This window comes from Pseudorhodoferax aquiterrae, from assembly GCF_014652235.1.
In the GTDB taxonomy this organism is placed as follows: domain Bacteria; phylum Pseudomonadota; class Gammaproteobacteria; order Burkholderiales; family Burkholderiaceae_C; genus Pseudorhodoferax; species Pseudorhodoferax aquiterrae.
Genome location: NZ_BMYK01000006.1, coordinates 200,991 through 224,410, shown reverse-complemented (window position 1 = coordinate 224,410; position 23,420 = coordinate 200,991). Strand labels below are relative to the sequence as shown.

The 23,420-nt window shown below is 66.0% G+C and carries 18 protein-coding genes; 5 read left to right on the top strand and 13 right to left on the bottom strand.

The annotated features are described in order from the left end of the window. The first annotated feature begins 49 nt into the window (after nucleotides 1–49). The gene (locus IE209_RS12935; RefSeq protein ID WP_189687362.1) at nucleotides 50–2,035 is read left to right on the top strand and encodes a monovalent cation:proton antiporter family protein; all 1,986 of its coding nucleotides are present in this window, start codon (nucleotides 50–52) and stop codon (nucleotides 2,033–2,035) included. Here IE209_RS12935 and IE209_RS12930 read toward each other — a convergent pair whose 3' ends face one another. From IE209_RS12930 to rpmH, 7 genes are all read right to left on the bottom strand, one after another. After that, nucleotides 2,036–2,392 (bottom strand): hypothetical protein, encoded by a 357-nt coding sequence (locus IE209_RS12930; protein WP_189687361.1) that lies wholly within the window; start codon nucleotides 2,390–2,392, stop codon nucleotides 2,036–2,038. 1 nt (nucleotide 2,393) lies between these two features. Next, complete coding sequence (locus tag IE209_RS12925; protein WP_189687360.1) at nucleotides 2,394–2,882, bottom strand: Crp/Fnr family transcriptional regulator; 489 nt, start codon at nucleotides 2,880–2,882, stop codon at nucleotides 2,394–2,396. A gap of 23 nt (nucleotides 2,883–2,905) precedes the next feature. Further along, nucleotides 2,906–4,267, bottom strand: a complete 1,362-nt coding sequence (gene mnmE, locus IE209_RS12920; RefSeq protein ID WP_189687359.1) for a tRNA uridine-5-carboxymethylaminomethyl(34) synthesis GTPase MnmE — start codon at nucleotides 4,265–4,267, stop codon at nucleotides 2,906–2,908. 65 nt (nucleotides 4,268–4,332) lie between these two features. Next, nucleotides 4,333–6,045 carry a membrane protein insertase YidC gene (yidC, locus tag IE209_RS12915; RefSeq protein WP_189687358.1) on the bottom strand — a complete coding sequence of 571 codons (1,713 nt, stop codon included), beginning with the start codon at nucleotides 6,043–6,045 and terminating at the stop codon, nucleotides 4,333–4,335. A 6-nt stretch (nucleotides 6,046–6,051) separates the two neighbouring features. After that, nucleotides 6,052–6,312, bottom strand: coding sequence for a membrane protein insertion efficiency factor YidD (yidD, locus tag IE209_RS12910; protein ID WP_189687357.1), 261 nt, complete (start codon nucleotides 6,310–6,312; stop codon nucleotides 6,052–6,054). Then, nucleotides 6,309–6,701 carry a ribonuclease P protein component gene (locus IE209_RS12905; RefSeq protein ID WP_189687356.1) on the bottom strand — a complete coding sequence of 131 codons (393 nt, stop codon included), beginning with the start codon at nucleotides 6,699–6,701 and terminating at the stop codon, nucleotides 6,309–6,311. Before IE209_RS12905 ends, yidD begins: the two co-directional genes overlap by 4 nt. A 67-nt stretch (nucleotides 6,702–6,768) precedes the next feature. Beyond that, a complete protein-coding gene (gene rpmH, locus IE209_RS12900; RefSeq protein ID WP_056665202.1) occupies nucleotides 6,769–6,903 on the bottom strand; it encodes a 50S ribosomal protein L34 in 135 nt (44 codons plus the stop codon). A 374-nt stretch (nucleotides 6,904–7,277) separates the two neighbouring features. On the opposite strand from rpmH, the gene dnaA reads away from it, so the two are divergent. The 3 genes from dnaA (at nucleotide 7,278) to gyrB (ending at nucleotide 12,586) form a co-directional block, all read left to right on the top strand. Continuing rightward, nucleotides 7,278–8,672, top strand: coding sequence for a chromosomal replication initiator protein DnaA (dnaA, locus tag IE209_RS12895; protein ID WP_189687355.1), 1,395 nt, complete (start codon nucleotides 7,278–7,280; stop codon nucleotides 8,670–8,672). 124 nt (nucleotides 8,673–8,796) lie between these two features. Continuing rightward, the gene (dnaN, locus tag IE209_RS12890; protein WP_189687354.1) at nucleotides 8,797–9,915 is read left to right on the top strand and encodes a DNA polymerase III subunit beta; all 1,119 of its coding nucleotides are present in this window, start codon (nucleotides 8,797–8,799) and stop codon (nucleotides 9,913–9,915) included. A gap of 82 nt (nucleotides 9,916–9,997) precedes the next feature. Continuing rightward, a complete protein-coding gene (gene gyrB / locus IE209_RS12885) occupies nucleotides 9,998–12,586 on the top strand; it encodes a DNA topoisomerase (ATP-hydrolyzing) subunit B (protein WP_189687353.1) in 2,589 nt (862 codons plus the stop codon). A 266-nt stretch (nucleotides 12,587–12,852) separates the two neighbouring features. Here the strand turns inward: gyrB and IE209_RS12880 are convergent, their stop codons facing one another. From IE209_RS12880 to IE209_RS12860, 5 genes are all read right to left on the bottom strand, one after another. Further along, on the bottom strand, nucleotides 12,853–13,569 hold the full coding sequence (locus tag IE209_RS12880) for a M48 family metallopeptidase (protein WP_189687352.1): 717 nt from the start codon (nucleotides 13,567–13,569) through the stop codon (nucleotides 12,853–12,855). After that, nucleotides 13,566–16,694, bottom strand: a complete 3,129-nt coding sequence (locus tag IE209_RS12875) for a type I restriction endonuclease subunit R (protein ID WP_189687351.1) — start codon at nucleotides 16,692–16,694, stop codon at nucleotides 13,566–13,568. The genes IE209_RS12880 and IE209_RS12875 overlap by 4 nt, the downstream gene beginning before the upstream one ends. A 40-nt stretch (nucleotides 16,695–16,734) precedes the next feature. Then, the gene (locus tag IE209_RS12870; protein ID WP_189687350.1) at nucleotides 16,735–17,904 is read right to left on the bottom strand and encodes a restriction endonuclease subunit S; all 1,170 of its coding nucleotides are present in this window, start codon (nucleotides 17,902–17,904) and stop codon (nucleotides 16,735–16,737) included. A gap of 74 nt (nucleotides 17,905–17,978) precedes the next feature. Next, nucleotides 17,979–19,028, bottom strand: a complete 1,050-nt coding sequence (locus tag IE209_RS12865) for a PDDEXK nuclease domain-containing protein (RefSeq protein WP_189687349.1) — start codon at nucleotides 19,026–19,028, stop codon at nucleotides 17,979–17,981. After that, nucleotides 19,019–21,496, bottom strand: a complete 2,478-nt coding sequence (locus IE209_RS12860) for a type I restriction-modification system subunit M (RefSeq protein WP_189687348.1) — start codon at nucleotides 21,494–21,496, stop codon at nucleotides 19,019–19,021. Before IE209_RS12860 ends, IE209_RS12865 begins: the two co-directional genes overlap by 10 nt. A gap of 326 nt (nucleotides 21,497–21,822) precedes the next feature. Between IE209_RS12860 and IE209_RS12855 the strand changes: the two genes are divergently transcribed. After that, a complete protein-coding gene (locus IE209_RS12855) occupies nucleotides 21,823–22,173 on the top strand; it encodes a nucleotide pyrophosphohydrolase (RefSeq protein ID WP_189687347.1) in 351 nt (116 codons plus the stop codon). Between the two features lie 22 nt (nucleotides 22,174–22,195). On the opposite strand, the gene IE209_RS34320 is transcribed toward IE209_RS12855, so the two are convergent. Continuing rightward, complete coding sequence (locus tag IE209_RS34320; RefSeq protein WP_308433173.1) at nucleotides 22,196–23,353, bottom strand: diguanylate cyclase domain-containing protein; 1,158 nt, start codon at nucleotides 23,351–23,353, stop codon at nucleotides 22,196–22,198. Between the last annotated feature and the right edge of the window lie 67 nt (nucleotides 23,354–23,420).

Genomic DNA, 23,420 nt, shown 5'->3' with positions numbered 1-23,420 from the left:
GTCCAGAGCCCGCGGCCTGGCACGGGCAACACGCTAGCATGCGCGCACCATGTCCTCGCTCGAACTCACGCTGGTCTATCTGTTGGCTGCGGTGCTGGGCGTGGTGCTGTTCCGCACGCTGAAGCTGCCGCCCATGCTGGGCTACCTGACGGTGGGCGTGCTGATCGGGCCGAACGCTCTGGCCCTCGCGCAGAACTCGGAGAGCGTGAAGCACCTGGGCGAATTCGGCGTGGTGTTCCTGATGTTCGTGATCGGGCTGGAATTCAACCTGCCCAAGCTGCGCGCCATGCGCCGGCATGTGTTCGGGCTGGGGCTGTGGCAGGTGGTGCTGACCATCCTCGTGGGTACGGGCGCCTCCCTCGCGCTGGCTGCTGCGGCGCCGCGCTGGTGGGGCATGCCCTGGCAGACGGCGGTGGCACTGTCGGGTGCGCTGGCCATGAGCAGCACGGCCATCGTGGTCAAGCTCATGGCCGACCGCATCGAGCTCGAGTCCGAGCACGGCAAGCGCGTGATGGGCGTGCTGCTGTTTCAGGATCTGGCCGTGGTGCCGCTGCTCGTGCTGATCCCCGCGCTGGGCGCCTCGGCGGAGCAGATGCTGTTCGCGCTGGGACTGGCCATGGTCAAGGCGGTGCTGCTGATCACGCTGCTGCTGACGGGCGGGCAGCGCGTGATGCGCTGGTGGCTCACGCTGGTGGCGCGGCGCAAGAGCGAAGACCTGTTCGTGCTGAACCTGCTGCTGATCACGCTGGGCCTGGCCTGGCTGACCGAGCTGGCCGGCCTGTCGCTCGCGCTGGGCGCCTTCATCGCCGGCATGCTGATCTCCGAGACCGAGTTCAAGCACCAGGTGGAGACCGACATCCGGCCCTTCCACGACGTGCTGCTGGGCCTGTTCTTCATCACCATCGGCATGATGCTGGACTGGCGCATCGTGCTGGAGCGCTGGCCTTTGCTGCTGCTGCTGATCTCGTTGCCGGTGCTGTTCAAGCTCGCGCTGATCACGGCGCTGGCGCGCGGCCTGGGCGCTTCGGCCGGGGTCTCGCTGCGCACCGGCCTGTACCTCGCGCAGGCCGGCGAGTTCGGCTTCGTGCTGCTGACCCTGGCCAACAACCGCGGCCTGGTGCCGCCCACGCTGCTCAACCCCATCCTGGCCAGCATGGTGCTCTCGATGCTGGCCACGCCCTTCATGGTGATGTACAGCAACGCCATCGTGACGCGCTTCGTCAGCAGCGACTGGCTGCAGCAGTCGCTGCAGATGACCAGCATCGCGCGGCGCTCCATCAACGCCAACAAGCACGTGATCATCTGCGGCTACGGCCGCTGCGGCCAGAACCTGGCGCGCATGCTGGAGCGCGAGTCCATCCCCTACATGGCGCTGGACCTGGACCCCGACCGCGTGCGCCTGGCCGCCGCGGCCGGCGATTCGGTGGTGTTCGGCGACGCCGCGCGGCTGCAGGCGCTGATGGCCGCAGGCCTGGCGCGGGCCAGCGCCGTGGTGCTGACCTACCTGGACGTGCCCGGCGTGCTGAAGGTGCTGGCGCATGTGCGCGCCCACGCGCCACAGGTGCCCGTGATCGTGCGCACGCAGGACGACCGCGACCTCGAACGCCTGCAGCAGGCCGGCGCGACCGAGGTCGTGCCCGAGGCCATCGAAGGCTCGCTGATGCTGGCCAGCCACGCGCTGGCGCTGGTGGGCGTGCCGATGCGCCGCGTGCTGCGGCTGGTGCAGGACCAGCGCGATGCGCGCTACGACCTGCTGCGCGGCTACTTCCACGGCGCAGACGACGACGGCCAGGACGAGCTGGACCACGAGCGGCTGGCCACGGTGTCGCTGACGCTGGCCTCGCGCTCGCTCGGCAAGCCGCTGGGCCATCTGGCACTGCACGCGCTGGGCGCCCGCGTGGTGCAGCTGCGCCGCATGGGCGGCGCCGCGGTGCCCGTCAACGACGAGGCCGTGCTGCAGGATGGCGACACGGTCGTGCTGTCGGGCCGGGCCGAAGCCCTGGCCCTGGCCGAGGGCCGTCTGCTGCGCGGCTGATCAGCCGCCGGCGGCCGGCGCGGCGGCGCCCGGCTCGGCCGCCGCGGGCCGCCAGTACACGCCCTCGACGACGATGTCGGCCCGCATCTTGGCCGCCACGGCCACCAGGCCCTGCACCGGGCCGGGGTCGGCCTCGCTGGCCTCCAGTGCCGGCGCGAGGTCGACCAGCACCAGGTAGCGCCAGCCATCGGCATCGAGCGCCACCACCTTGAAGCGGTAGCCCTCGGCCGGAAAGCCGCATTGCGCCATGGCCTCGCGCACCACGGCGAACAGCTGTGCGCGGCGGTCCGCGCGTTCCACCTTGCGCACCGCGGCCGGGTCCAGGCCGGCCAGTGCGCTGTCGTCCAACACCGTCATCTCAAGTCACTGCGTCGCGGCGGCGCCGGTTCACCATGCGCCTGGACACCACGGCGCCGGCTGCCATGGCCACGGCCAGCGCGAGTTCCGGCCGGCGGTTGGTCAGTTCGCCGAAGCGCAGCGGCGACAGGCTCCACAGCCGCGCCGGCATGCCGGCCTGCACCGTGGCGCTGCGCGGCGCGCGCGAGAAGAAGCTGCCTTCGCCCACGGCCGAGCCGGCGCTGATGATGGCCAGCCGCACCTCGCCCTGCTCGTCCTCGTAGTGCACGCTCAGGTTGCCGCTCTCGACGAAGTACAGCGTGCGGTCGGCCGCGCCCTGCTTGAACAGCACCTGTCCGGCCGCCAGCGCCAGCGGTTGCAGGTAGGGCGCCAGCACCTCCCATTGCGCGGGCGTCAGCTGCAGCAACAGCTGGTCGTCGACCTTGGCGGCCGCGATGGCCTGGATCAGGTCCTGGATGTCGAAACGGGCGGGGGGCGGCATGGCGTTCATGGCGGGGGGGCGTGCTCCTGCGGCTATTTGCCGATGCAGAACCGGGAGAAGATGACGCCCAGCAGATCGTCCGATCCGAAGGCGCCGGTGATTTCGTTCAGGGCATTTTGCGCCAGCCGCAGTTCCTCGGCCATGAGGTCCAGCGTCCGCCCATCGGCCAGGTGCAGCCCCACGGCGTCGAGGTGTTCCTGCACCCGGCCGAGCGCCTGCACGTGGCGCGCGCGCGCCAGGTACACGCCTTCGGGCAGCGCTTGCCAGCCCGCGATCTGCAGCAGCGCGGCGCGCAGTTCGGCCAGCCCCGCGCCGGTCTTGGCCGACAGGTGCAGGCCCTGCGGCAGCGGACCGTCGCCTGCGGCATCGCGCTTGTTCCAGACCTGCAGCACGGGCACGCCAGCGGGCAGGCGCTGCGCGATGTCCGCATCGGCCTGCTGCGCGACCGGGTCGTCCCGGCGCAGCAGGTCGTGCAGGAACAGCACGGCGTCGGCCTTGGCGATGGCGCCCCAGGCGCGCTCGATGCCGATGCGCTCGACCGGATCGTCGCTGTCGCGCAGGCCGGCCGTATCGACCACGTGCAGCGGCACGCCCTCGATCTGGATGGACTGCTCGACCTTGTCGCGCGTGGTGCCCGCGATCGGCGTGACGATGGCCAGCTCGGCGCCGGCCAGCGCGTTGAGCAGGGACGACTTGCCCGCGTTGGGCTGCCCGGCGATCACCACCGTGATGCCCTCGCGCAGCAGCGCACCCTGGCGCGTGCGCGCGAGCACGGCCTGTAACTGCTGCTGCAGGCCGTCGAGCTGGCCCTGGGCGTCGGCCTTGCGCAGGAAGTCGATGTCTTCCTCGGGGAAGTCCAGCGTCGCTTCGACCAGCATGCGCAGGTGGATCAGGCGTTCGCGCAGTGCGTCCACCTCCTGCGAGAACTCGCCCGCCAGCGAGCGGCTGGCGCTGCGTGCGGCCGCCTCGGTGCTCGCGTCGATGAGGTCGGCCACGGCCTCGGCCTGCGCCAGGTCGAGCTTGTCGTTGAGGAAGGCGCGCTGCGTGAATTCGCCGGGCTCGGCCGCGCGCAGGCCGATGCCGGCACCAGCCTGCAGGCAGCGCGCCAGCAGCAGCTGCATGACCACCGGGCCGCCGTGGGCCTGCAGCTCCAGCACCTCTTCGCCCGTGTAGCTGTGCGGCGCCGGAAAGTGCAGGGCCAGGCCATGGTCGATGGCGCTGCCGTCCGCGTCGCGGAAGGGCAGGTAGGTGGCCTCGCGGGGCCTGAGCGTGCGGCCGCACAGGGCCGCCACGAGCAGCGCGAGGTCGCGGCCCGAGGCGCGCACGATGCCCACCGCGCCGCGGCCGGGTGCGCTGGCGATGGCAACGATGGGGTCGCGGGGCGAGGCGCTCATGGGCTGTGGAATGTACAAAAGACAAGGGCCGCTTGCGCGGCCCCTGGTGGAGATCGTCTGCCGGCTTACTTGAACTTCGGCAGGTTGAACTGCGGCGGCACGCCCATGCGGGTGTTGATGACCCACTGCTGCACGATGGACAGGATGTTGTTCGTGATCCAGTACAGCACCAGGCCGGACGGGAAGAAGAAGAACATCACCGAGAACGCCAGCGGCATGAACCACATCAGCTTGGCCTGCATCGGGTCCGGCGGGGCCGGGTTCAGGGCCGTCTGCAGCAGCGTGGTCAGCGTCATGATGACGGGCAGCAGGAACCACGGATCGGGTGCCGACAAATCCTTGATCCAGCCGATCCAGGGTGCGCCGCGCATTTCCACGCTGGACAGCAGCACCCAGTACAGCGCGATGAACACGGGGATCTGGATCATGATGGGCAGGCAGCCGCCCAAGGGGTTGATCTTCTCCTCCTTGTACATCTTCATCATGGCCTGCTGCATTTCCTGCGGCTTGTCCTTCAGGCGCTCGCGCATCTCCTGGATGCGCGGGTTCACCGCCTTCATCTTGGCCATGCTCGCGTACGCCTTGGCGTTGAGCCAGTAGAACGCGAGCTTGAGCAGGAACACCAGCGCCACGATGGACCAGCCCCAGTTCTGCAGCACGCTGTGCAGCTTGTCCAGCAGCCAGTACAGCGGCTTGGCCAGGATGGTCAGCCAGCCGTAGTCCTTCACCAGCTCCAGGCCCGGCGTCAGCGACTCCAGCATCTTCTCTTCCTGCGGGCCGACGAACAGGCGCGACTCGGCGACCTGGCTGGCACCCGGCGCCACGGCCGGCAGTGTGCTGATCATGCCCACGGCGTACAGGTTGTTGGAGACCTTGCGCGCGAAGATGTCGCGCTCGATGCCGTCGCCCAGTAGCCAGGCGCTGGCAAAGTAGTGCTGCACCATGGCCACGTAGCCGTTGGCGGACTTGGTCTCGAACTTGGCGTCGTTCTTCTCGATGTCCTTGAACTCGACCTTCTGGTACTTCTTGGCTTCGGTGTAGACCGCCGGGCCCGTGAAGGTGGAGTAGAAGCTCGACTCGCCGGGCAGCTTGTTGCCGTCGCGCACGAGCTGCAGGTACACCTGGGGCGTGACCGGCGCCGTGCCGGTGTTGACCACCTCGTGCTTGACCCCGATGGCGTAGGAGCCGCGCGTGAGCGTGTAGGTCTTGACCAGCTTCACGCCGCCGCTCTCGGGCGACTCGAAGCGCACTTCCAGCGTGTTGCTGCCGTCGGCCAGTTGGCGCGGGCCGGGCACGGCCGTCATCACGGTCGTGTGGTTGGGCAGGCCGGGCGCGCCGATCAGGCCGGTCTGGGCCAGGTAGACGCGCTCCGGGCTTTCGTCCAACAGCACGAAGTGGCGGCTGGGGTCGTGCAGGTCGATGTTCTTGAGCAGTTCGGCGCGCACCAGCGAACCGCCGGCCGTGTCGAAGCTGAGCTTGAGCACATCGGTGCTGACCTCCACGCGCTCACGCGCCGGTGCCGGCGCGGCGGGCGTGCCGGGCACCTGGCCCGCGCCAGCCGGCGCCGCGGCCGTGACGGCCGTGGGCACGGCGCTGTCGGGCGCGGATGCGGCCGCCGCCGCGCTGCCCGGCGCCGACGAGGCGGCCGCCGGCGCGGTGGCCGTGGGCGTCGGGAAGAAGGTGGCCTGGCGACCGTTGTGGATCTGCCATTTGTCCCACAGCATCACCAGGGAGAAACCAAGGATCACCCACAGGATGGTTCGGCGGATATCGTTCATGGAAGGCTAGTCGGAGGAAGACGGGAACAGCCGGCCGAAGAGGCGGGGCCGCTGCGCGGGCACCGGGTCGTGTCCGCCATCGCACCAGGGATGGCAACGCGCGAGCCGGCGCAGTGTAAGGTAGCTGCCCATTCCCGCACCGTGCTGCTCCAGCGCGCCGATGGCGTAGGTGGAGCAGCTGGGTTCGAACCGGCAGGCCGAGCCCAGCCAGGGGCTCAGCAGCAGCTTGTAGCCGCGCACCAGCGCGATGAGGGCGCGCTGCATCACGAAGCGGCCCTGCGCACGAGCTGCTCGAGCTCGCCGCGCACCGCCTGCTTGAGCTGCACGGAGGTGGCGCTGATGAACTGCTTGCGGTCGAAGCCGCTGCGCAGCCGCACCACATGGACGGCCTGGGGCAGGGCGGCCGCATGCTCGCCGCAGACCGCATAGATCTGGCGGCGGATGGCGTTGCGCGTGACGGCGCGGCGCGCCCAGCGCTTGGGCAGCACGGCGCCGATCCAGCAGTCAGTGACGGGGAACAGCGGACGCGCGCCGGCCTGCTCGTCCACAGGGGGAGCAGGCAGCGCGATGCGATGCAGGGCGAAGTGGGCTGTCCGCGAGACGGTGGTGCCGGCCATCACGGCCTGGAACTGCGCGCGCGTCTTGAGTCGCTGCACAGCGGCACCGAGAAAGGGGAGACAGCCATGCGGGGAGCCGACGCGAAGCAGGCCACCCGCAAGAGACTCAGACCGCCAGGCGCTTGCGGCCCTTGGCGCGGCGCGCGTTGATGACGGCGCGGCCGCCGCGGGTCTTCATGCGGGCCAGGAAACCGTGGACGCGCGCGCGGCGGATCTTGGAGGGTTGGTAGGTGCGTTTCATGTCACTTCCTTGGAAATCAGTTTCGGCGGGCAGCGCCTTGGCGTTGCCCGCATGCGGACCACAGGTTCGGTGCCGAAACCAGGCCGGCACCAGCATGCGTGCGACATGCACGCGCGATGACCGACCGATCCGCACCCGCGGCACCACGCTGGACGCTCATGGGTGCATGAACACGCCAGACAGGGCCAAACCTCGGGGAACCGGCGATTATCGCCAAAAATCGTTTTGCCACAAGCACGGGCCTGCTTGGCAAGGGTTCAATGCACTTCTGTGTCGGCCGCGCCACATGCCCTTTCAGCTTGTGGACAACTACCCGCACACCTAGAATGCCGGGTGCTTCAAAAAAACATTTATCCACAGGAGCTGGGCGGCGCATGATCGAGGGGAACCATGCCAGCGGTGCCGCCGGCGACAGCCTGTGGCAGGCCTGCATCGAGCAGCTTGCCCAGGAACTTCCAGAACAACAGTTCAACACCTGGATCAAGCCCTTGACGGCCCAGGTGACGGGTGATTTCAGCAAGGTCACGGTGTACGTGGCCAACCGCTTCAAGCTCGACTGGATCCGCGCGCAATACAGTGGCCGTATCACCCAGATGCTGGAGAACCTCTACGGCCAGCCCATCCAGCTCGAGTTAGCCATCACTCCGCGGGAAAACGTTGCCAGGCTTACGCCTTTGCAGCTGGCGCGCGAGATCAGCGCGCAGTCCGAGCCGGCCGATCTGGGCGAGGAAATCTCCCCTGGTCCACCCAAGAACCGCCTCAATTCGGCCCTCACGTTTTCCACCCTGGTGGAGGGCACGGCGAACCGCATGGCGCGCGCGGCGGCCATGCACGTGGCGGGCTCGCCGGGCCAGCTCTACAACCCCTTGTTCATCTACGGCGGCGTGGGCCTGGGCAAGACGCACTTGATGCACGCCGTGGGCAACCGGCTGCTCGAGGAGAAGCCCGGCGCCAAAGTTCTCTACATCCATGCGGAGCAGTTCGTCTCGGATGTGGTCAAGTCCTACCAGCGCAAGACCTTCGACGAGTTCAAGGAGCGCTACCACTCGCTCGATCTGCTGCTGATCGACGACGTGCAGTTCTTCGCCAACAAGGACCGCACGCAGGAAGAGTTCTTCAACGCGTTCGAGGCCCTGCTGGCCAAGAAGAGCCACATCGTGATGACCTCGGACACCTATCCCAAGGGTCTGCCGGACATCCACGAGCGCCTGGTGTCGCGTTTCGACTCCGGCCTCACGGTGGCCATCGAGCCGCCCGAGCTCGAGATGCGCGTGGCCATCCTGATCAACAAGTCGATCTCCGAAGGCACCGAGATGCCCGAGGAAGTGGCCTTCTTCGTCGCCAAGAACGTGCGCTCCAACGTGCGCGAGCTCGAAGGCGCGCTGCGCAAGATCCTGGCCTATTCGCGCTTCAACCAGAAGGAGATCTCGATCCAGCTGGCCCGCGAGGCGCTGCGCGACCTGCTGTCGATCCAGAACCGCCAGATCAGCGTGGAGAACATCCAGAAGACGGTGGCCGACTACTACAAGATCAAGGTCGCCGACATGTACAGCAAGAAGCGCCCGGCCAGCATCGCGCGGCCGCGCCAGATCGCGATGTACCTGGCCAAGGAACTCACGCAGAAGAGCCTGCCCGAGATCGGCGAGCTCTTCGGCGGCCGCGACCACACCACCGTGCTGCATGCCGTGCGCAAGATCGGCGGCGAACGCCAGCAGCTGGCCGAGCTGAACCAGCAACTGCACGTGCTGGAACAGACGCTGAAGGGATGAGGCCCGGCTCCTTGCCACACGCCTGCATGTGCACCACGGCCGTCGCAGATCGCGGCGTGGATTCAGGCGAAAATGCGAAGCTTTTGCACCAGCTCCACAAGAATTTCACCGAGAGGTTGTTGACATGATCGTCCTGAAGACCCCCCAGAGCACCCTGCTTGCGGTTCTGCAATCGGTCTCCGGGATCGTGGAGCGGCGCCACACGCTGCCCATCCTGGCCAACGTGATGCTGCGCAAGAACGGCAACCAGGTGCAGCTGACCACCAGCGACCTGGAGATCCAGATCCGCACCACGGCCGAGCTGGGCGGCGACGACGGCGGCTTCACCACCACCGTGGGCGCGCGCAAGCTCATCGACATCCTGCGCACCATGCCGGCCGACCAGACCGTCTCGCTCGAGTCGAGCCAGAACAAGCTGGTGCTCAAGGGCGGCAAGAGCCGCTTCACGCTGCAGACGCTGCCGGCCGAAGACTTCCCGCTGGTGCAGGAATCGGCCGAGTTCGGCCCCGCCTTCAGCGTGCCGCAGAAGACGCTCAAGGAGCTGCTCGGCCAGGTCGCCTTCGCGATGGCCGTGCACGACATCCGCTACTACCTCAACGGCATCCTGTTCGTGGCCGAAGGCAAGCAGCTGAGCCTGGTGGCCACCGACGGCCACCGCCTGGCCTTCGCCTCGGCCACGCTGGAGGTGGAAGTGCCCAAGCAGGAGGTGATCCTGCCGCGCAAGACCGTGCTGGAGCTGCAGCGCCTGCTCTCCGATGCCGGCGGCGACGAAGCCCCGCAGATCGAGCTGCAGTTCGCCAACAACCAGGCGCGCTTCCGTTTCGGCGGCATGGAGTTCGTCACCAAGCTGGTGGAGGGCAAGTTCCCCGACTACAACCGCGTGATCCCCAAGAACCACAAGAACGCGATCACGCTGGGCCGCCAGGCCCTCTTGGCCAGCCTGCAGCGCACCGCCATCCTGACCAGCGAGAAGTTCAAGGGCGTGCGCCTGAACCTGGAGCCCGGCACCTTGCGCGTGGCCTCCAGCAACGCCGAGCAGGAAGAAGCCCAGGACGAGCTGGACATCGACTACGGCGGCGACAGCATCGAGATCGGCTTCAACGTCACCTACCTCATCGATGCGCTGACCAACATGCAGCAGGACATGGTCAAGATCGAACTGTCCGACGGCAACAGCTCCGCGCTGCTGACCATTCCCGAGAACGCCAGCTTCAAGTACGTCGTGATGCCGATGCGCATCTGAGCGCGCAGCCCTTCCGGCTGCCGCTGCGGCCCGCGTCCACCCGGCGCGGGTTCGCTCTTTTCGAGTTTGTAGAAAGTACGCCATGACCGACCAAAGCCAACCCGTTCCGACGCCCACCAACGGCACGGAGACGCCACGCATCGACGCCCACCAGGCCGGTGCCAGCGAGGGCTATGGCGAAGGCGCCATCCAGATCCTCGAAGGCCTGGAGGCCGTGCGCAAGCGCCCCGGCATGTACATCGGAGACACGTCCGACGGCACCGGCCTGCACCACCTGGTGTTCGAGGTGGTCGACAACTCCATCGACGAAGCGCTGGCCGGCCATTGCGACGAGATCCTCGTCACCATCCACAGCGACAACTCCATCAGCGTCGTCGACAACGGCCGCGGCATTCCCACGGGCGTGAAGATGGACGACAAGCACGAGCCCAAGCGCTCGGCCGCCGAGATCGCGCTGACCGAGCTGCACGCCGGCGGCAAGTTCAACCAGAACAGCTACAAGGTCTCGGGCGGCCTGCACGGCGTGGGCGTCTCGTGCGTGAACGCGCTCTCCAAGTGGCTGCGCCTGACCGTGCGCCGCGAAGGCAAGCAGCATGCGCTGGAGTTCTCGCGCGGCTTCGTGCAGAACCGCATCGTCGAACAGGTCAACGGCGTCGAGATCTCGCCCATGAAGATCGTCGGCGAGACCGAGAAGCGCGGCACCGAGGTGCACTTCCTGCCCGACACCGAGATCTTCAAGGAGAACAACGACTTCCACTACGAGATCCTCTCGAAGCGGCTGCGCGAGCTCTCCTTCCTGAACAACGGCGTCAACATCAAGCTCAAGGACGAGCGCAGCGGCAAGGAAGACGACTTCTCGGGCGCCGGCGGCGTCAAGGGCTTCGTCGACTTCATCAACAAGGGCAAGACCGTCCTGAACCCCAACGTGTTCCACGCCGAGGGCGAGCGCCCGGCCGAGACCTACGGCGGCATCGCCGGCACGCACATCGGCGTGGAAGTCGCCATGCAGTGGAACAGCGGCTACAACGAGCAGGTGCTCTGCTTCACGAACAACATCCCGCAGCGCGACGGCGGCACCCACCTCACGGGCCTGCGCGCGGCGATGACGCGCGTGATCAACAAGTACATCGAAGAGAACGAGCTGGCCAAGAAGGCCAAGGTCGAGGTGACCGGCGACGACATGCGCGAAGGCCTCACCTGCGTGTTGAGCGTGAAGGTGCCCGAGCCCAAGTTCTCCAGCCAGACCAAGGACAAGCTCGTCAGCAGCGAGGTGCGCGCGCCGGTGGAAGACATCGTCGGCCGCCTGCTGACCGACTACCTGCAGGAACGCCCCAACGACGCCAAGATCATCTGCGGCAAGATCGTCGAGGCGGCCAAGGCGCGCGAAGCCGCGCGCAAGGCCCGCGAGATGACGCGCCGCAAGGGCGTGTTGGACGGCATGGGCCTGCCCGGCAAGCTGGCCGACTGCCAGGAGAAGGACCCCGCGCTGTGCGAGATCTACATCGTGGAGGGCGACTCCGCCGGTGGCTCGGCCAAGCAGGGCCGCGACCGCAAGTTCCAGGCGATCCTGCCGCTGCGCGGCAAGATCCTGAACGTGGAGAAGGCGCGCTACGAGAAGCTGCTCACCAGCAATGAAATCCTCACGCTGATCACGGCGCTGGGCACCGGCATCGGCAAGGCCGGCGGCACGGGCGGGGGCGACGACTTCGACGTGGCCAAGCTGCGCTACCACCGCATCATCATCATGACCGACGCGGACGTGGACGGCGCCCACATCCGCACGCTGCTGCTGACCTTCTTCTACCGCCAGATGCCCGAGCTCGTGGAGCGCGGCCACATCTACATCGCGCAGCCGCCGCTGTACAAGGTCAAGGCCGGCAAGGAAGAGCTCTACCTCAAGGACGCCTCGGCGCTCGACGTCTTCCTGCTGCGCATCGCGCTCGTCAACGCCTCGGTCTACACGGGCGGCGAGAACGGCACCACCATCAGCGGCGACACGCTGGCCGAGCTGGCGCGCAAGCACCAGGTGGCCGAATCGGTCATCGCCCGCCTGACCAACTTCATGGACGCCGAGGCCCTGCGCTCCATCGCCGACGGCGTGACGCTGAACCTGGACACCGTGGCCGACGCCGAAGCCTCGGCCGTGGCGCTGCAGGCCAGCCTGCGCGCGCTGGGCAGCGGTGCCGAGGTGGCCGGCGAATTCGATGTGCGCACCGACAAGCCCGTGCTGCGCATCAGCCGCCGCCACCACGGCAACGTGCGCAGCAGCGTGATCACGCAGGACTTCGTGCACGGCGCCGACTACGCCGCGCTGGCCGAAGCCGCCAACACCTTCCGCGGCCTGCTCAGCGAAGGCGCCAAGGTCATGCGCGGCGAGGGCGAGCGCCAGAAGGAAGAAAAGGTCGGCGACTTCCGCCAGGCCATGCGCTGGCTGATCGGTGAAGCCGAACGCGCCACCAGCCGCCAGCGCTACAAGGGGCTGGGCGAGATGAACCCCGAGCAGCTGTGGGAGACCACGATGGACCCCGAGGTGCGGCGCCTGCTGAAGGTTCAGATCGACGATGCGATCGAGGCGGACCGGGTGTTCACGATGCTGATGGGGGATGAGGTGGAGCCGCGGCGGGATTTCATTGAGACGAATGCGCTGCGGGCGGGCAACATCGACGTTTGACGTAGTAGATCACCTGGCTCATCCGCGCTCAAGCTGGGTGCCATCAATGAAAAGCCACGGACGAGTCGTTCATGGCTTTTTTTGTTCGCGCTGATTGGCCCCGAGCAATTCCTAGGACGAACTCAAAGACTCAAATCGGCCATCCGCTGTCGTTGCTTCCATGGTGGCGAACGTCGGGTCGGAACTGAAGGGAAAGCTCAATCGAGTTCCTTCGAATGACTGCTGACAGCATTGGCGGACATCAAATGCCCTGCAAGAAGCGAGCGTCATCGCCCCCACTTTTCGGAGGCCAGCGGTAATTCGTTGAGCTCTTGCCGAGCTTCGCGCCACTGCGGCCAATGCTCAGACAGGATCGTCACGAAGCGATCGTTGTGGCTTGCCTCCAGCAGGTGAACCATCTCGTGGACGATCACGTACTCCAGCAAGTCCTTTGGCTTCTTCACCAGTTCGGTATTGAGCCGGATGTGCCCCGCCTCAGGGTTGCAACTGCCCCACTTGGTCCTCATCCTCTGAAGGAAGTAGCGCTCGACCTTGACGCCGAGCCGCTGTTCCCAGTGGCGCAGCAGCGGTGGCACGACGTGGTGCAGCAGTGACTTGTGCCACTCGTGTATCACCGCCGCGCGTTGACTCTCCTCGTTGCCCGGGCGAACGGTCAAACGAATGCGCTTGTGGTCCAGCGTCACGGCGGGCTTGGCGTCTTGAAAGTCGACGCTCAGCAGATACCGGCGCCCCCACAGGTAGTGGCTCTCGCGCCCGACGAAACGCCGAGGGGCTTCCCGGGCCTGCGCCGTGAGCGTCGATTGCTGAGCTCTGATCCAACCCAGCTTCGAGATTGCATAGGCCCGGGCCACATCGAGCCGTGTGGCAGCGGGCGCCGTGAGCGTCACCCGCCCATTCGGCGGATGCACCGTCAGGTGGACGTTCTTGACGTCCTTGCGGGTCACCCGGATCGACACCTCGCCCAGGCGAATGGTCTCGGTCATTGGTAGCCCGGCTGGTTCTTGACGATCTCGAATACTGCCTCGGTGGCCGTGCGGTCGCGCTCCAGGATGGGGAACAGCGCGTTCACGACTTGCGCCTCGCGGGCGTCGTCGCCATACCAGCCCGCCGGGGCGTTCTCGCGCACGGTCAGGTCGATCTTCAGCGCCAGCGCCGCCTTGTCGTCATCGGCCGTCGGGTACTTGAAGGTGGTCGCTGGCAGCGAGCCCAGGTTGTTGTAGATCACCGCCGCCTCATGCCGGCCATGCAAGGCCGCCGGCACGCCGTCTTCACCGCGCTTCGCGCCCAGCTGCCTCACCAGCGCCTCGGCCTTGCGCAGAAACTCTTCGTAGGCGGCCGCATCGGCCCGGCTCTGCCGGATCAGATCGTCCAGCAGCTTCGACATCTGCTCGTAGAAGCGCGGATCGGTCAGCTGGTCGCGGATGATCGTCTTGCGGACGTTGTTGATGATGCCTTCGGCAATCGCGTTCTTCGACAGCTTGCCCTTCGCGTTGAGCTTTCTCGCGATCGCATCGTGGATGCCTGTCTCGATGATCAGCTCGGTGAGCGACATCTCGCCCAGCTCACCCAGGTCTTCGGCCGCATCGGCCTGGATGTAGGTGTTGATGAGGTGGCGCATGTCCGCCTCGTAGGGCTTGATGTCCAGCTCCTCACCCGAGTGGCGTTTTATGCTGGCCCGCGTGAAGGTGTAGAAGTCCAGCTCGCGCTGCAGCGTGGCCGCTTCGGCTTCCGAGTAGCCCGCTTCGCCCAGGTGCTGCGCCAGTGCGGCAAAGGCGCGCACGAAGACTGCCACGGCCTTGTAGAACGAAATGCGCAGCGCCTCGGTCTTGAGCAAGGCATCGGGCGCGGCCGCATCGCCGCAGAAATAGTGCAGGAACTGTTCCACCTCGCGCGGCAGCGGCACGGGCTCGCACAGGTAGTGCAGGGCCTCGCGGGCCTGGTCGAGCTGGTGCCGCCCTTCGGCCAGCCAGTCTTTCAGGTGCACGTTGTTCTCGCCGCCGCTGCCTTTGTCGATGTCCAGCTCGTCGGAGCTGTAGACCGCGATGGCCTGCTGCACATCACCGAAAAGCTCCTTGAAGTCGACGATGTAGCCGTAGTCCTTGTCATCGCCATCCAGCCGGTTGGTGCGGCAGATGGCCTGGAACAGGTTGTGGTCGCGCAGCTCGTTGTCGAGGTAGATGTAGCTGCAACTCGGTGCGTCGAAGCCGGTGAGCAGCTTGCTCACCACGATCAGCAGCTTCAGGTTGGCCGGCTCCTCCTTGAAGCGGCGCTTCACCTCGTCTTCATACTGCTTCGTGGTCTGGTTCTTCGCCAGCACGTGCCTGGTGTAGGTGTCGAACTTGTAGCGTTCGTCGCTGTCTTTCGGCTCACGCGAGATCGCATTGTGGTTCGGCTCGTACGACGTGACGATGCCGCAGTATTGGCCGAAGGGCTTGGCCTGGAAGATGCGGTAGTAGTGGCAGGCGTCGTAGATGCTGGGGGCCACCAGGATGGCCGTGCCGCGCTCGTTGTTCAGCCGAGGCTTCACGGCGAAGTCGTGGATGATGCTGGCCGCGATGCGCGCTTTGCGCTCTTCGACGCTCATCAGCTCTTCCATCGTGGCCCAGCGCTGCCGCAGCACCGACTTCTGGAAGTTGTTGAGCCCGCGCGTCTTCTGCTCGAACCACTGGTCGATGGCGCGCTGCGAGGTCAGCCGCTGCGGCACGTCGCGGGCTTCGTACTTCAGGTCGAGCACCACCTTGTCGGCCACCGCCTGGTGGAACTTGTAGGTGTGGATGTAGGTGCCGAACACATCGCGCGTCATCAGCTTGTCTTTGCGCAGCAGCGGCGTGCCGGTGAAGCCGATGAAGATGGCGCTGGCCAGCCAGCGCTTCATCTGCTTGTTCATGTCGCCGCCCTGGGTGCGGTGGCATTCGTCCACGAACACGTAGAAGCGGCCCTGTACGGCGGGTGGCTCGCCCTTCAGGTCGGCCGCGTCGAACTTGTGGATCAGCGCGCACAGCAGGCGCGGATTGGCCGTGCCCAGCTTCTGCATGAAGTCGGCGCGCGAGGTGGTGCGGGGCGAGGGCGCGTCAGTGCCGATCACCCCGGCGTTCTTCATCACGCCTTCGATCTGCTTGTCCAGCTCGTCGCGGTCGGTGACGACAAGGATGCGCGCCTGCGCGTCGTGCTCCAGCAGCCACTTGGCCAGCAGCACCATCAGGATGCTCTTGCCGCTGCCCTGGGTGTGCCAGATCACACCGCCTTCCTGCTGTGCGATGCGCGCCTGGGCGGCCTTCACGCCGAAGTACTGGTGCTGGCGTGGCACCTTCTTCTGCCCGCCATCGAAGATCACGAAGTGGCGCATCAGGTCGAGCAGCCGCGCCTTGTGGCACAGCTGGGCCAATGGCCGGTCGAGCAACGCGCCTTCCGCGGCCGCGGCACCGGCTTCGGCGGGCGCCTCGTCCTTCCACTCCACGAAGAACTGCTCCTTCGTGTCGGCGGTGCCGTAACGCAGCCCTTGCGAGTCGCTGCCGGCCAGCACCAGTTGCACGGTGCTGAAGAAACCCTTGTTGAAGATCTCTTCCTGGTTGCTGATGAGCTGGCGCACGCCGTCGGCCACCTCCACCGAGCTGCGCTTCAGCTCGATCACCACGACGGCCAGGCCGTTGAGGTAGAGCACGATGTCGGGTCGCCGTTCGTGACCGCCCTTCAGTGTCACCTCTTCGGCCAGCGCGAAGTCGTTGCGCTCGGGGTGCGCCCAGTCGATCAGGTGCAACGTCTCGTTCGGTTTGCCGGGCGCCACCTGCACCGGCACGCCGTAGCGCAGCAACTGGTAGGTGCGCAGGTTGGCCTGGTAGAGCGTGATGCCGGTGCTGTCCGCGGCGGTTTCCAGCTTCTGCAGCGCGGCGGCGATGTGGGCGGGTGAGTAGCCGCGCGCAGTGAGGTTGTCCCGCAGCAGCGCCGGTTCGATGGGGCGGTTGCGTGTGCTCGCGTCGGGGCGCTTGCTCCAGTCGCCGAGGTGGCGGTAGCCCAGGCCGCCGGCGGCCTCCGGCGTGGTGAACAGCGCGGCCACGCGGTTCTGCGTGCGGCGTTCGGAACGCGGCGATGGAGGCGGCACGGTGGGCATCACGCTTCTCCTGAGGCTTTGTTGTTCAGTGCTCGGCCATTCAGATCAATCGAATTCGGCCGGTGAGCAGCTCTTGCATCATGGCTTGCTTGAGTGCGCGGGTCTTGTCGCGGCGCGAGTGGAGTGCGGCGAGTTCGCTTTCCATGTCGGTCAGCATGGAGGCAATTTCGACCTGCTCATTCGTTGACGGTATCGGTAAGAACACCTTCGCGATGTTCGTCTTGCTGATGCCCGAAACCTTCGTTCCAACAGCGTAGAAAAGAAACTGCTTCCGCACGGCTTCCGTCTGGAAACAGTAGTGCCGGTACTCATGCGTCAAGTCGGCCGTCCGTGGCTTCGCAACTATCGTGTGCAAGCCCGCGATGAACGGGTGCCCCTCTTGATTCGAGACAACAACGTGCTTCGTCGTCCCCTCGTCGTCTTCGGAGGCGTCCACGAACACAACGTCACCGTGGTGAAGAAGAGAGTCGGGCGAGACTTGCTTCAATGAAACGTCCAACCTTGGAATGTCTTGGGCATCCAGGGTTGTATCAATGGACGTTTTCGACGAGCCATGAATGTCTCCGTAGTGAAGATAACGGTGCCCCTCGCTCGACAGCTCATCGCGCGACGCGGCGTAGCCACCGCTGAACTCAAAGAGCTCGCCCAAGCTCATGACTTTCCATTTGCCGGTGAAACCGGGCATGCGAGTTTGGCCTGTGAGGAGTTGCTGCATGGCGGCCTGTTTGAGGTCGCGCTTCTTGGCGATGAGCCGATCCAGCCCAGCCAGCACGGCGTCTACATCGCTCAGTGCTCTAGCAATTGCACGCTGCTCGTCCTCCTTTTTCGGGATCGGGAACGTAAGCCGTCGTACATCTCGAATGTTGATGCCTTTGACTGCTTGACCAATCGTGTGAAGAGCGATCTGTTGTTGAGCTTGTTCGGATTGGAGCGCGAAATAGACGAAGTCACTCGATGTGCCGCCCTTGACTCTGATTCGAGCCGTGTCTTGGGTAATGTTTGCGCCGGCCAACGTGGAGGGCGTAAACGCGACACGCCCTGTAGTTCCTCGAATCGTTATCAACAGATCGCCTGCCGCCAACCGAGATCGCTTGTACGCTCCATCAATCGACGGATGGGTGAAAAGCAAGTCGGATTCGTCTATGCGTCCGTCAAAGATATCTCTCACCTTCACAACAGGCACACCACCGGCACAGTGCTGCCCGGGCATCAGGATGCCATAGCAAATCGGAGCGTTGGGCAGAACGCAGTCGTTCAGCGACGCAACTTCCCATCCTTTTGGAGTCACTGTCCCGCCTCCCGCAACGTCTCCTCCAGTTCCCGCCGCAGCGCCTCCCGATCCGGCAGGTACAGCTGGTACTTCTGCACAAACAGCTGACTGCTCATGCCATAAGTCGCGTACTCCACCAGCAGCTCGTCCTTCTGCCGGCTGAGGATGATGCCGACCGGCGGGTTGTCGCCTTCCACGTTCTCCTCAACGGCGAAGTAGCCCAGGTACAGGTTCATCTGCCCGATGTCGTGGTGCTGCACCTCGCCCAGCTTCAGGTCGATGAGCACGAAGCAGCGCAGGATGCGGTGGTAGAAGACCAGGTCCACCCGGTGGTGCGTGCCGTTGATCGTGACGCGGTATTGCCGGCCGACGAAGGTGAAGCCCTTGCCCAGCTCCAGCAGGAAGGGCTGCAGGTGGTCGCACAGCAGGGTTTCGAGCTGCGTTTCCGACACCTGGTAGGGCTCGGGGATCTTCAGGAACTCGAACACATAGGGCTCGCGCAGCAGGTCGGCCGGTTGTTCGACCACCTGGCCTTGGGCTGCGAGTTGCAGGATGCCCGCCTTGTCCTGGCTGGCGGCCAGGCGCAGGAAGAGCGCGCTGTCTTTCTGGCGCACCAGCTCGCGCACCGACCAGCGCTCGCGCAGCGCCTGCTGCTCATAGAAACCGCGTTCCAGCGGGTCGTCGATCTTCAGCAGCTCGACGATGTGCGACCAGGTCAATTGGTGCGACGGCGTCGCACTTTTCTCGACCAGGGCCGGGTAGGCCAGGTAGAACTGGCGGAAGCGGATGAGGTTGCTGCGGCTGAAACCCTTGCCGTGGCGCAGGCCCAGGTCGGCCGCCAGGGTGTCGATGAGCGCCTTGCCGTACTCGGCGCGCACCTGGCCGGCCTGCTCGAACTCGACGATGTGGCGGCCCACCTGCCAGTAGGTCTGCACGAGCTGGGCGTTGACGGCTTGGACCGCCTGCACCCGCCCCTGGGTGTAGGTGTTGGAAATCTGCTGCACCAGCTGGCGGTAGCCGTCGCTGGCGTTTAGGGGGGCGCTCGGTGTGGTGCTCAGTGCCATGCGAAGCCCATCTTCTTGAGGTGCTCGTCAACGCGGCGAGCCAGGGCTTCGACCTCGTCGGTGAGCTGTGGCAGCGGAGTGGCATAGCGCTCGGCCAGCTCGCGGATGCGGCCGGTCAGCGTTTGCGAGATGCGGTCCAGCTCGCCCTGCACGTCGGCGTGCAGGCGGGCCAGCCACTTGTCGGCTATCACCAGGGCCTTGACCTCGGCTTCTTTCAACTTGGGGTACTTCTGGAAGGCCAGTGTGTCGAGCGCGGCCTCGGCCTCGCGCAGCTGCTTCTTCAGCGCAGCCACCGTGTCGGCGAGGCGCTGCCATTGCTTTAGAACCGCCAACTCGTCGGCGTCGTCACCATCTCCGCCTTCGCTGATTTCCCGGACGCGATCTTTCACTGCCGCGGCGGTGATGCTGTCGAAGCCGGAGAACACAGCGTCCTCACCGCTATGTTCTTCTTCCAGCTCGGTGAGCTGCGCTTGCAGTGCTTCCAGTTCGGCGCGGGTGGCGTCGATGGCGGTCTGCTCCTTGGCGAAATAGCGCGCCACGAGCAAAGCCTTGGGGATCAGGTCGGACTTGAAGCGCCGCTTGCCCTGCAGGTAGTCGTGCGCTTCGGGCCAGACGAGCTTGTTGTCCTTGTTGGGCACCTTGACGATCTCGCGCGGCTGCGCGCCCTTCACCCAGCCGTCGGCGGCCACGAGGTAGGCGTCGTCCTGCATGGTCTCGGCCCAGTAGTCCATCAGATGCTGGTACACGTCATACGCGTCCAGCAGCGGGGCGGCCTGGAAGGCGGCGAGCAGGGTTTCGGACACGGTGTCGATCAAGGCCTTGGGATGATCGCCCCGGTCAAAACCCATCAGTCGTGGCGTGATCGCCTGCTGCCATTTGCCCAACAAGGTATTCACCTTGTTCGTGAACGCGGCGAACTCCGGATGGCCGAGCACGGTGGACTTCACCTCGGTCAGCGGCAGCTTCAGTTGGGCGTAGCCGGGGCGGCCGGCGGACTCTAACAGGGCTTGCCGCACACCGGGCAGCACCTGCCAGTCGGCAGCGAAGGCATCGAGATCGCGCTCGGGGATGCCCCCACGCAGGTGGCCGTCGATGTCCTGCAGGTCTTCGGGTTCGCTGCTGTCGATGTAGCGCGGCAGGTTGAGGTTGAAGTCGTTCTTCGGGTCGGCAATCTCGGCCAGTGGCACCATGCGCGCGTAGCGGGGCGTGTCCACCTGGCGGGTGAAGGTGTCGACGATGCGGTGGATGTCCTGCTCGCGCAGGCGGTTCTTGTTGCCGTCCTTGGTGTAGCCCTTGGAGGCATCGATCATGAACACGCCCCTGCGGGCCGAGGCGTTCTGCTTGTCGAGCACCACGATGCAGGCTGGAATGCCGGTGCCGTAGAACAGGTTGGCCGGCAGGCCAATGATGCCTTTCAGAATGCCAGAGAGAACCAGTTGCTCACGGATCACCGCCTCGGCGTTGCCACGGAAGAGCACACCGTGGGGCAGGATGCAGGCGCCTTTGCCCGTGCTCTTCATCGACCTGATGATGTGCAGCAGGTAGGCATAGTCGCCCTGCTTGGCCGGTGGGTCGCCCCAGCTGAAGCGCTTGTAGGGGTCGTTCTCCTTCAGGGGCGTCACGAGGCCGGTGCTCCAGGCCTTGTCGGAAAACGGCGGGTTGGCCACCACATAGTCGTAGGTGCGCAATTGACCGTCTGTGCCTTTGAACTTCGGTGCGGCCAAGGTGTTCCCCGAGAGGATATTGGCCGTGGGGAAGTCGTGCAGGATCATGTTCATGCGGGCGAGACCCGCGGTGGTCACGTCCTTCTCCTGCCCTTCGAGCGTGATGCGCTTGCCTGCCTGGGCGGCCACCTTCAGAAGCAGCGAGCCCGAGCCGCATGTCGGGTCGTACGCCGTCGTCGAGGCTTTCGCGTTCTCGGGCGAGACGCCGATCACCTGCGCGATGACGCGGCTCACCTCCGACGGGGTATAGAACTGCCCTTTCGACTTGCCAGAATCGGTGGCGAAGTGCCGCATCAGGAACTCGTAGGCATCGCCGAGGATGTCGTCGTGCTCGGCGCGGTTGTTCGAGAAGTCGAGTTCTGGCTTCTGAAAGATGCCGATCAGGTTGGACAAGGTGTCCACCATGTCCTTGCCTTCGCCGAGCTTGTTGGGGTCGTTGAAGTCCGGGAAGTCGGTACGGGCCAAGCGGGTGTTGGCGTCGACCAGCGGCTGGATGATGTCGGTGTTGATCCGGTCGCCGATGTCACTCTTGCCCTTGAGCGCCACCATGTCTCTGAAGCTGGCGCCTTGCGGGATGACGATGGCGGGGCGGAGGTCTGGGCTATCGGCGTACTTGTCTGAAACGTACTTGATGAACAGCATGAACAGGACATAGTCCTTGTACTGGCTGGCATCCATGCCGCCGCGCAGGGCATCACACGATGCCCACAAAGACGAATAGAGGTCGGATTTCTTGATGGCCATGGGCAAGGGAACCGGGTCAGGTAAGCACCCGAAGTGCTCGATTCTGCCCAAGGAGTCGCTGGTGCTCCGCGCGGCAGGGTGAGCTCAAGGGTCGACGATGCGTTGCAAAGCTGTCCCTAGTCTTCGGCTATCGACCGGCCGCAACCGCTGCACTGCTGACGTTCAGCTTTATGGGATCGATGTTGGCGAGGGCGCGGGGCAGCTTTTCAGATCCGCGGGCGCGAGCGTGGCAATCGGCGTTCGGAAATTTCTGGAATTTCAAAGCCGCCGGCACCATCGAATGCAATCCAAACTAGTGTCTCGCGCCTGCAAAGCATTCAGTCCTCATGCCCGACTCCCTCACCTCCCTCCGCCACCAACTCGCCGCCTTCGCCGCCGAACGCGACTGGCAGCAATTCCACGCTCCCAAGAACCTCGCATCCGCCCTCATCGTCGAAGCCGGCGAACTGCTGGAGCAATTCCAGTGGATGACCGAGGAACAAAGCCGCGCGCTGCAGCCTGAGCAGAAGCAGGCCGTGGCTGCCGAGATCGCCGACGTGCTGCTCTACCTCGTGCAGCTGTCCGATGCGCTGGGCATCGACCCCATTGCCGCGGCGCAGGCCAAGATCCAGGTCAACGCGCGCAAGTACCCCGTGGCCACCGCCCGCGGCACCAGCCGCAAGCACGGCGCGCCCTGATGCGCGGCCCGCACGTGTCCCCTCACACCCGCCCCACCTTCCCCCGCTTCTTCTCCTCGTAAGACATCGCATCCGCCTGCGCCGCCAGCTGCTCGAAGCGCTGGCTGCCGTCCGAACACGCGTACCCCACCGAGGCGCCCACCCGCAGCGCCACGCCGTCGAAATCGATCGGCTCGCCCACCGTGCTGCGCACGCGCGCCGCGATGCCCTCCAGCACCTTCACATCCGCCAGGCCCGGCAGCAGGATCACGAACTCGTCGCCGCCCGTGCGCGCCACGGTGTCGCCGTGGCGGGATTGCTGCTGCAGCCGCGCGGCCACGGTGCGCAGCACCTGGTCGCCCGCCGCATGGCCATGGCGGTCGTTGACGGGCTTGAACAGGTCGAGGTCGAAGCTGATCACGGCCATGGGCCGGCCGGCCTGGGCCTGGGCGGCGCGGTCGATGGCGCGGCGGTTGGCCAGGCCGGTGAGCGGGTCCTTCTCGGCGTCGTCGTGCAGGGTCTTGAGCCTGGATTCGCCCAGGCCCACGAGCCGGCCTGCATGCACGATGGCGCCGGCCGTGAACAGCACGAACACCAGGCCGATGGCCGCGCTCCAGCGCTTGACGGACTGAAAGCCCGTCTCCCTGGCGTCGCGCCGCGCCTCCAGCAGCGTGCGTTCCTCGGTGTCCATCACGTCCAGCAGCTCGCGCAGGCGCTGGCTCGCGTCGATGTTCACGCGTGCAGCCAGCGAGGCCTGCAGCGCGGCCGCACCGTCGCGCTGCGCGATCACGCTGGAGCTGCCGTACCAGCCGAGGATCTCGGTGGTCTCCGAATGCACTTCGCGGGCGCGGGTGGTCTGGCTGGGGTTGTCCTGCACGAGCTCCTGCAGGCGCTCGGTGGCATCGCGGGATTCGGCCGATGTCCGGGCCAGTCGTTCCAGGAACTCGGGCCTGGGCGAGATCGCGTAGTTGCGCAGCGCCAGCCCGCCCAGCATGACGCTGGCGCGCACGCGGTCGATCTCTTCCTGCACCTCGTGCGTGTGGTCGACCAGCGCATCGGCGTTGCGGAAGTCGGCGATGTTGCGCCACAGCAGGGCACCGAACACCAGCAGCAGGGCCAGGGCGATGGCCTGCGAGAGTTGCATCATGCGGGCGATGCGGTGCAGGGTGCCGAAGGGAGGGCTGTGGGTGCCGGCGCTCATCGTTGGTGCTTGTCTCGCGGGTGCGCGCTTGTTTGTTCTGTGTCGGCCGCATGCTAAGCCACAACGC

Excerpts from the sequence above, each read along its gene's own strand:
- dnaA (WP_189687355.1), top strand. The coding sequence starts at position 7,278 with ATGATCGAGGGGAACCATGCCAGCGGTGCCGCCGGCGACAGCCTGTGG.
- IE209_RS12935 (WP_189687362.1), top strand. The coding sequence starts at position 50 with ATGTCCTCGCTCGAACTCACGCTGGTCTATCTGTTGGCTGCGGTGCTG.
- IE209_RS34320 (WP_308433173.1), bottom strand. The coding sequence starts at position 23,353 with ATGAGCGCCGGCACCCACAGCCCTCCCTTCGGCACCCTGCACCGCATC.
- dnaN (WP_189687354.1), top strand. The coding sequence starts at position 8,797 with ATGATCGTCCTGAAGACCCCCCAGAGCACCCTGCTTGCGGTTCTGCAA.
- IE209_RS12875 (WP_189687351.1), bottom strand. The coding sequence starts at position 16,694 with ATGCCCACCGTGCCGCCTCCATCGCCGCGTTCCGAACGCCGCACGCAG.
- IE209_RS12930 (WP_189687361.1), bottom strand. The coding sequence starts at position 2,392 with ATGACGGTGTTGGACGACAGCGCACTGGCCGGCCTGGACCCGGCCGCG.
- IE209_RS12865 (WP_189687349.1), bottom strand. The coding sequence starts at position 19,028 with ATGGCACTGAGCACCACACCGAGCGCCCCCCTAAACGCCAGCGACGGC.
- gyrB (WP_189687353.1), top strand. The coding sequence starts at position 9,998 with ATGACCGACCAAAGCCAACCCGTTCCGACGCCCACCAACGGCACGGAG.
- IE209_RS12870 (WP_189687350.1), bottom strand. The coding sequence starts at position 17,904 with ATGCCCGGGCAGCACTGTGCCGGTGGTGTGCCTGTTGTGAAGGTGAGA.
- IE209_RS12880 (WP_189687352.1), bottom strand. The coding sequence starts at position 13,569 with ATGACCGAGACCATTCGCCTGGGCGAGGTGTCGATCCGGGTGACCCGC.
- IE209_RS12855 (WP_189687347.1), top strand. The coding sequence starts at position 21,823 with ATGCCCGACTCCCTCACCTCCCTCCGCCACCAACTCGCCGCCTTCGCC.
- yidC (WP_189687358.1), bottom strand. The coding sequence starts at position 6,045 with ATGAACGATATCCGCCGAACCATCCTGTGGGTGATCCTTGGTTTCTCC.
- mnmE (WP_189687359.1), bottom strand. The coding sequence starts at position 4,267 with ATGAGCGCCTCGCCCCGCGACCCCATCGTTGCCATCGCCAGCGCACCC.
- rpmH (WP_056665202.1), bottom strand. The coding sequence starts at position 6,903 with ATGAAACGCACCTACCAACCCTCCAAGATCCGCCGCGCGCGCGTCCAC.
- IE209_RS12860 (WP_189687348.1), bottom strand. The coding sequence starts at position 21,496 with ATGGCCATCAAGAAATCCGACCTCTATTCGTCTTTGTGGGCATCGTGT.
- IE209_RS12925 (WP_189687360.1), bottom strand. The coding sequence starts at position 2,882 with ATGAACGCCATGCCGCCCCCCGCCCGTTTCGACATCCAGGACCTGATC.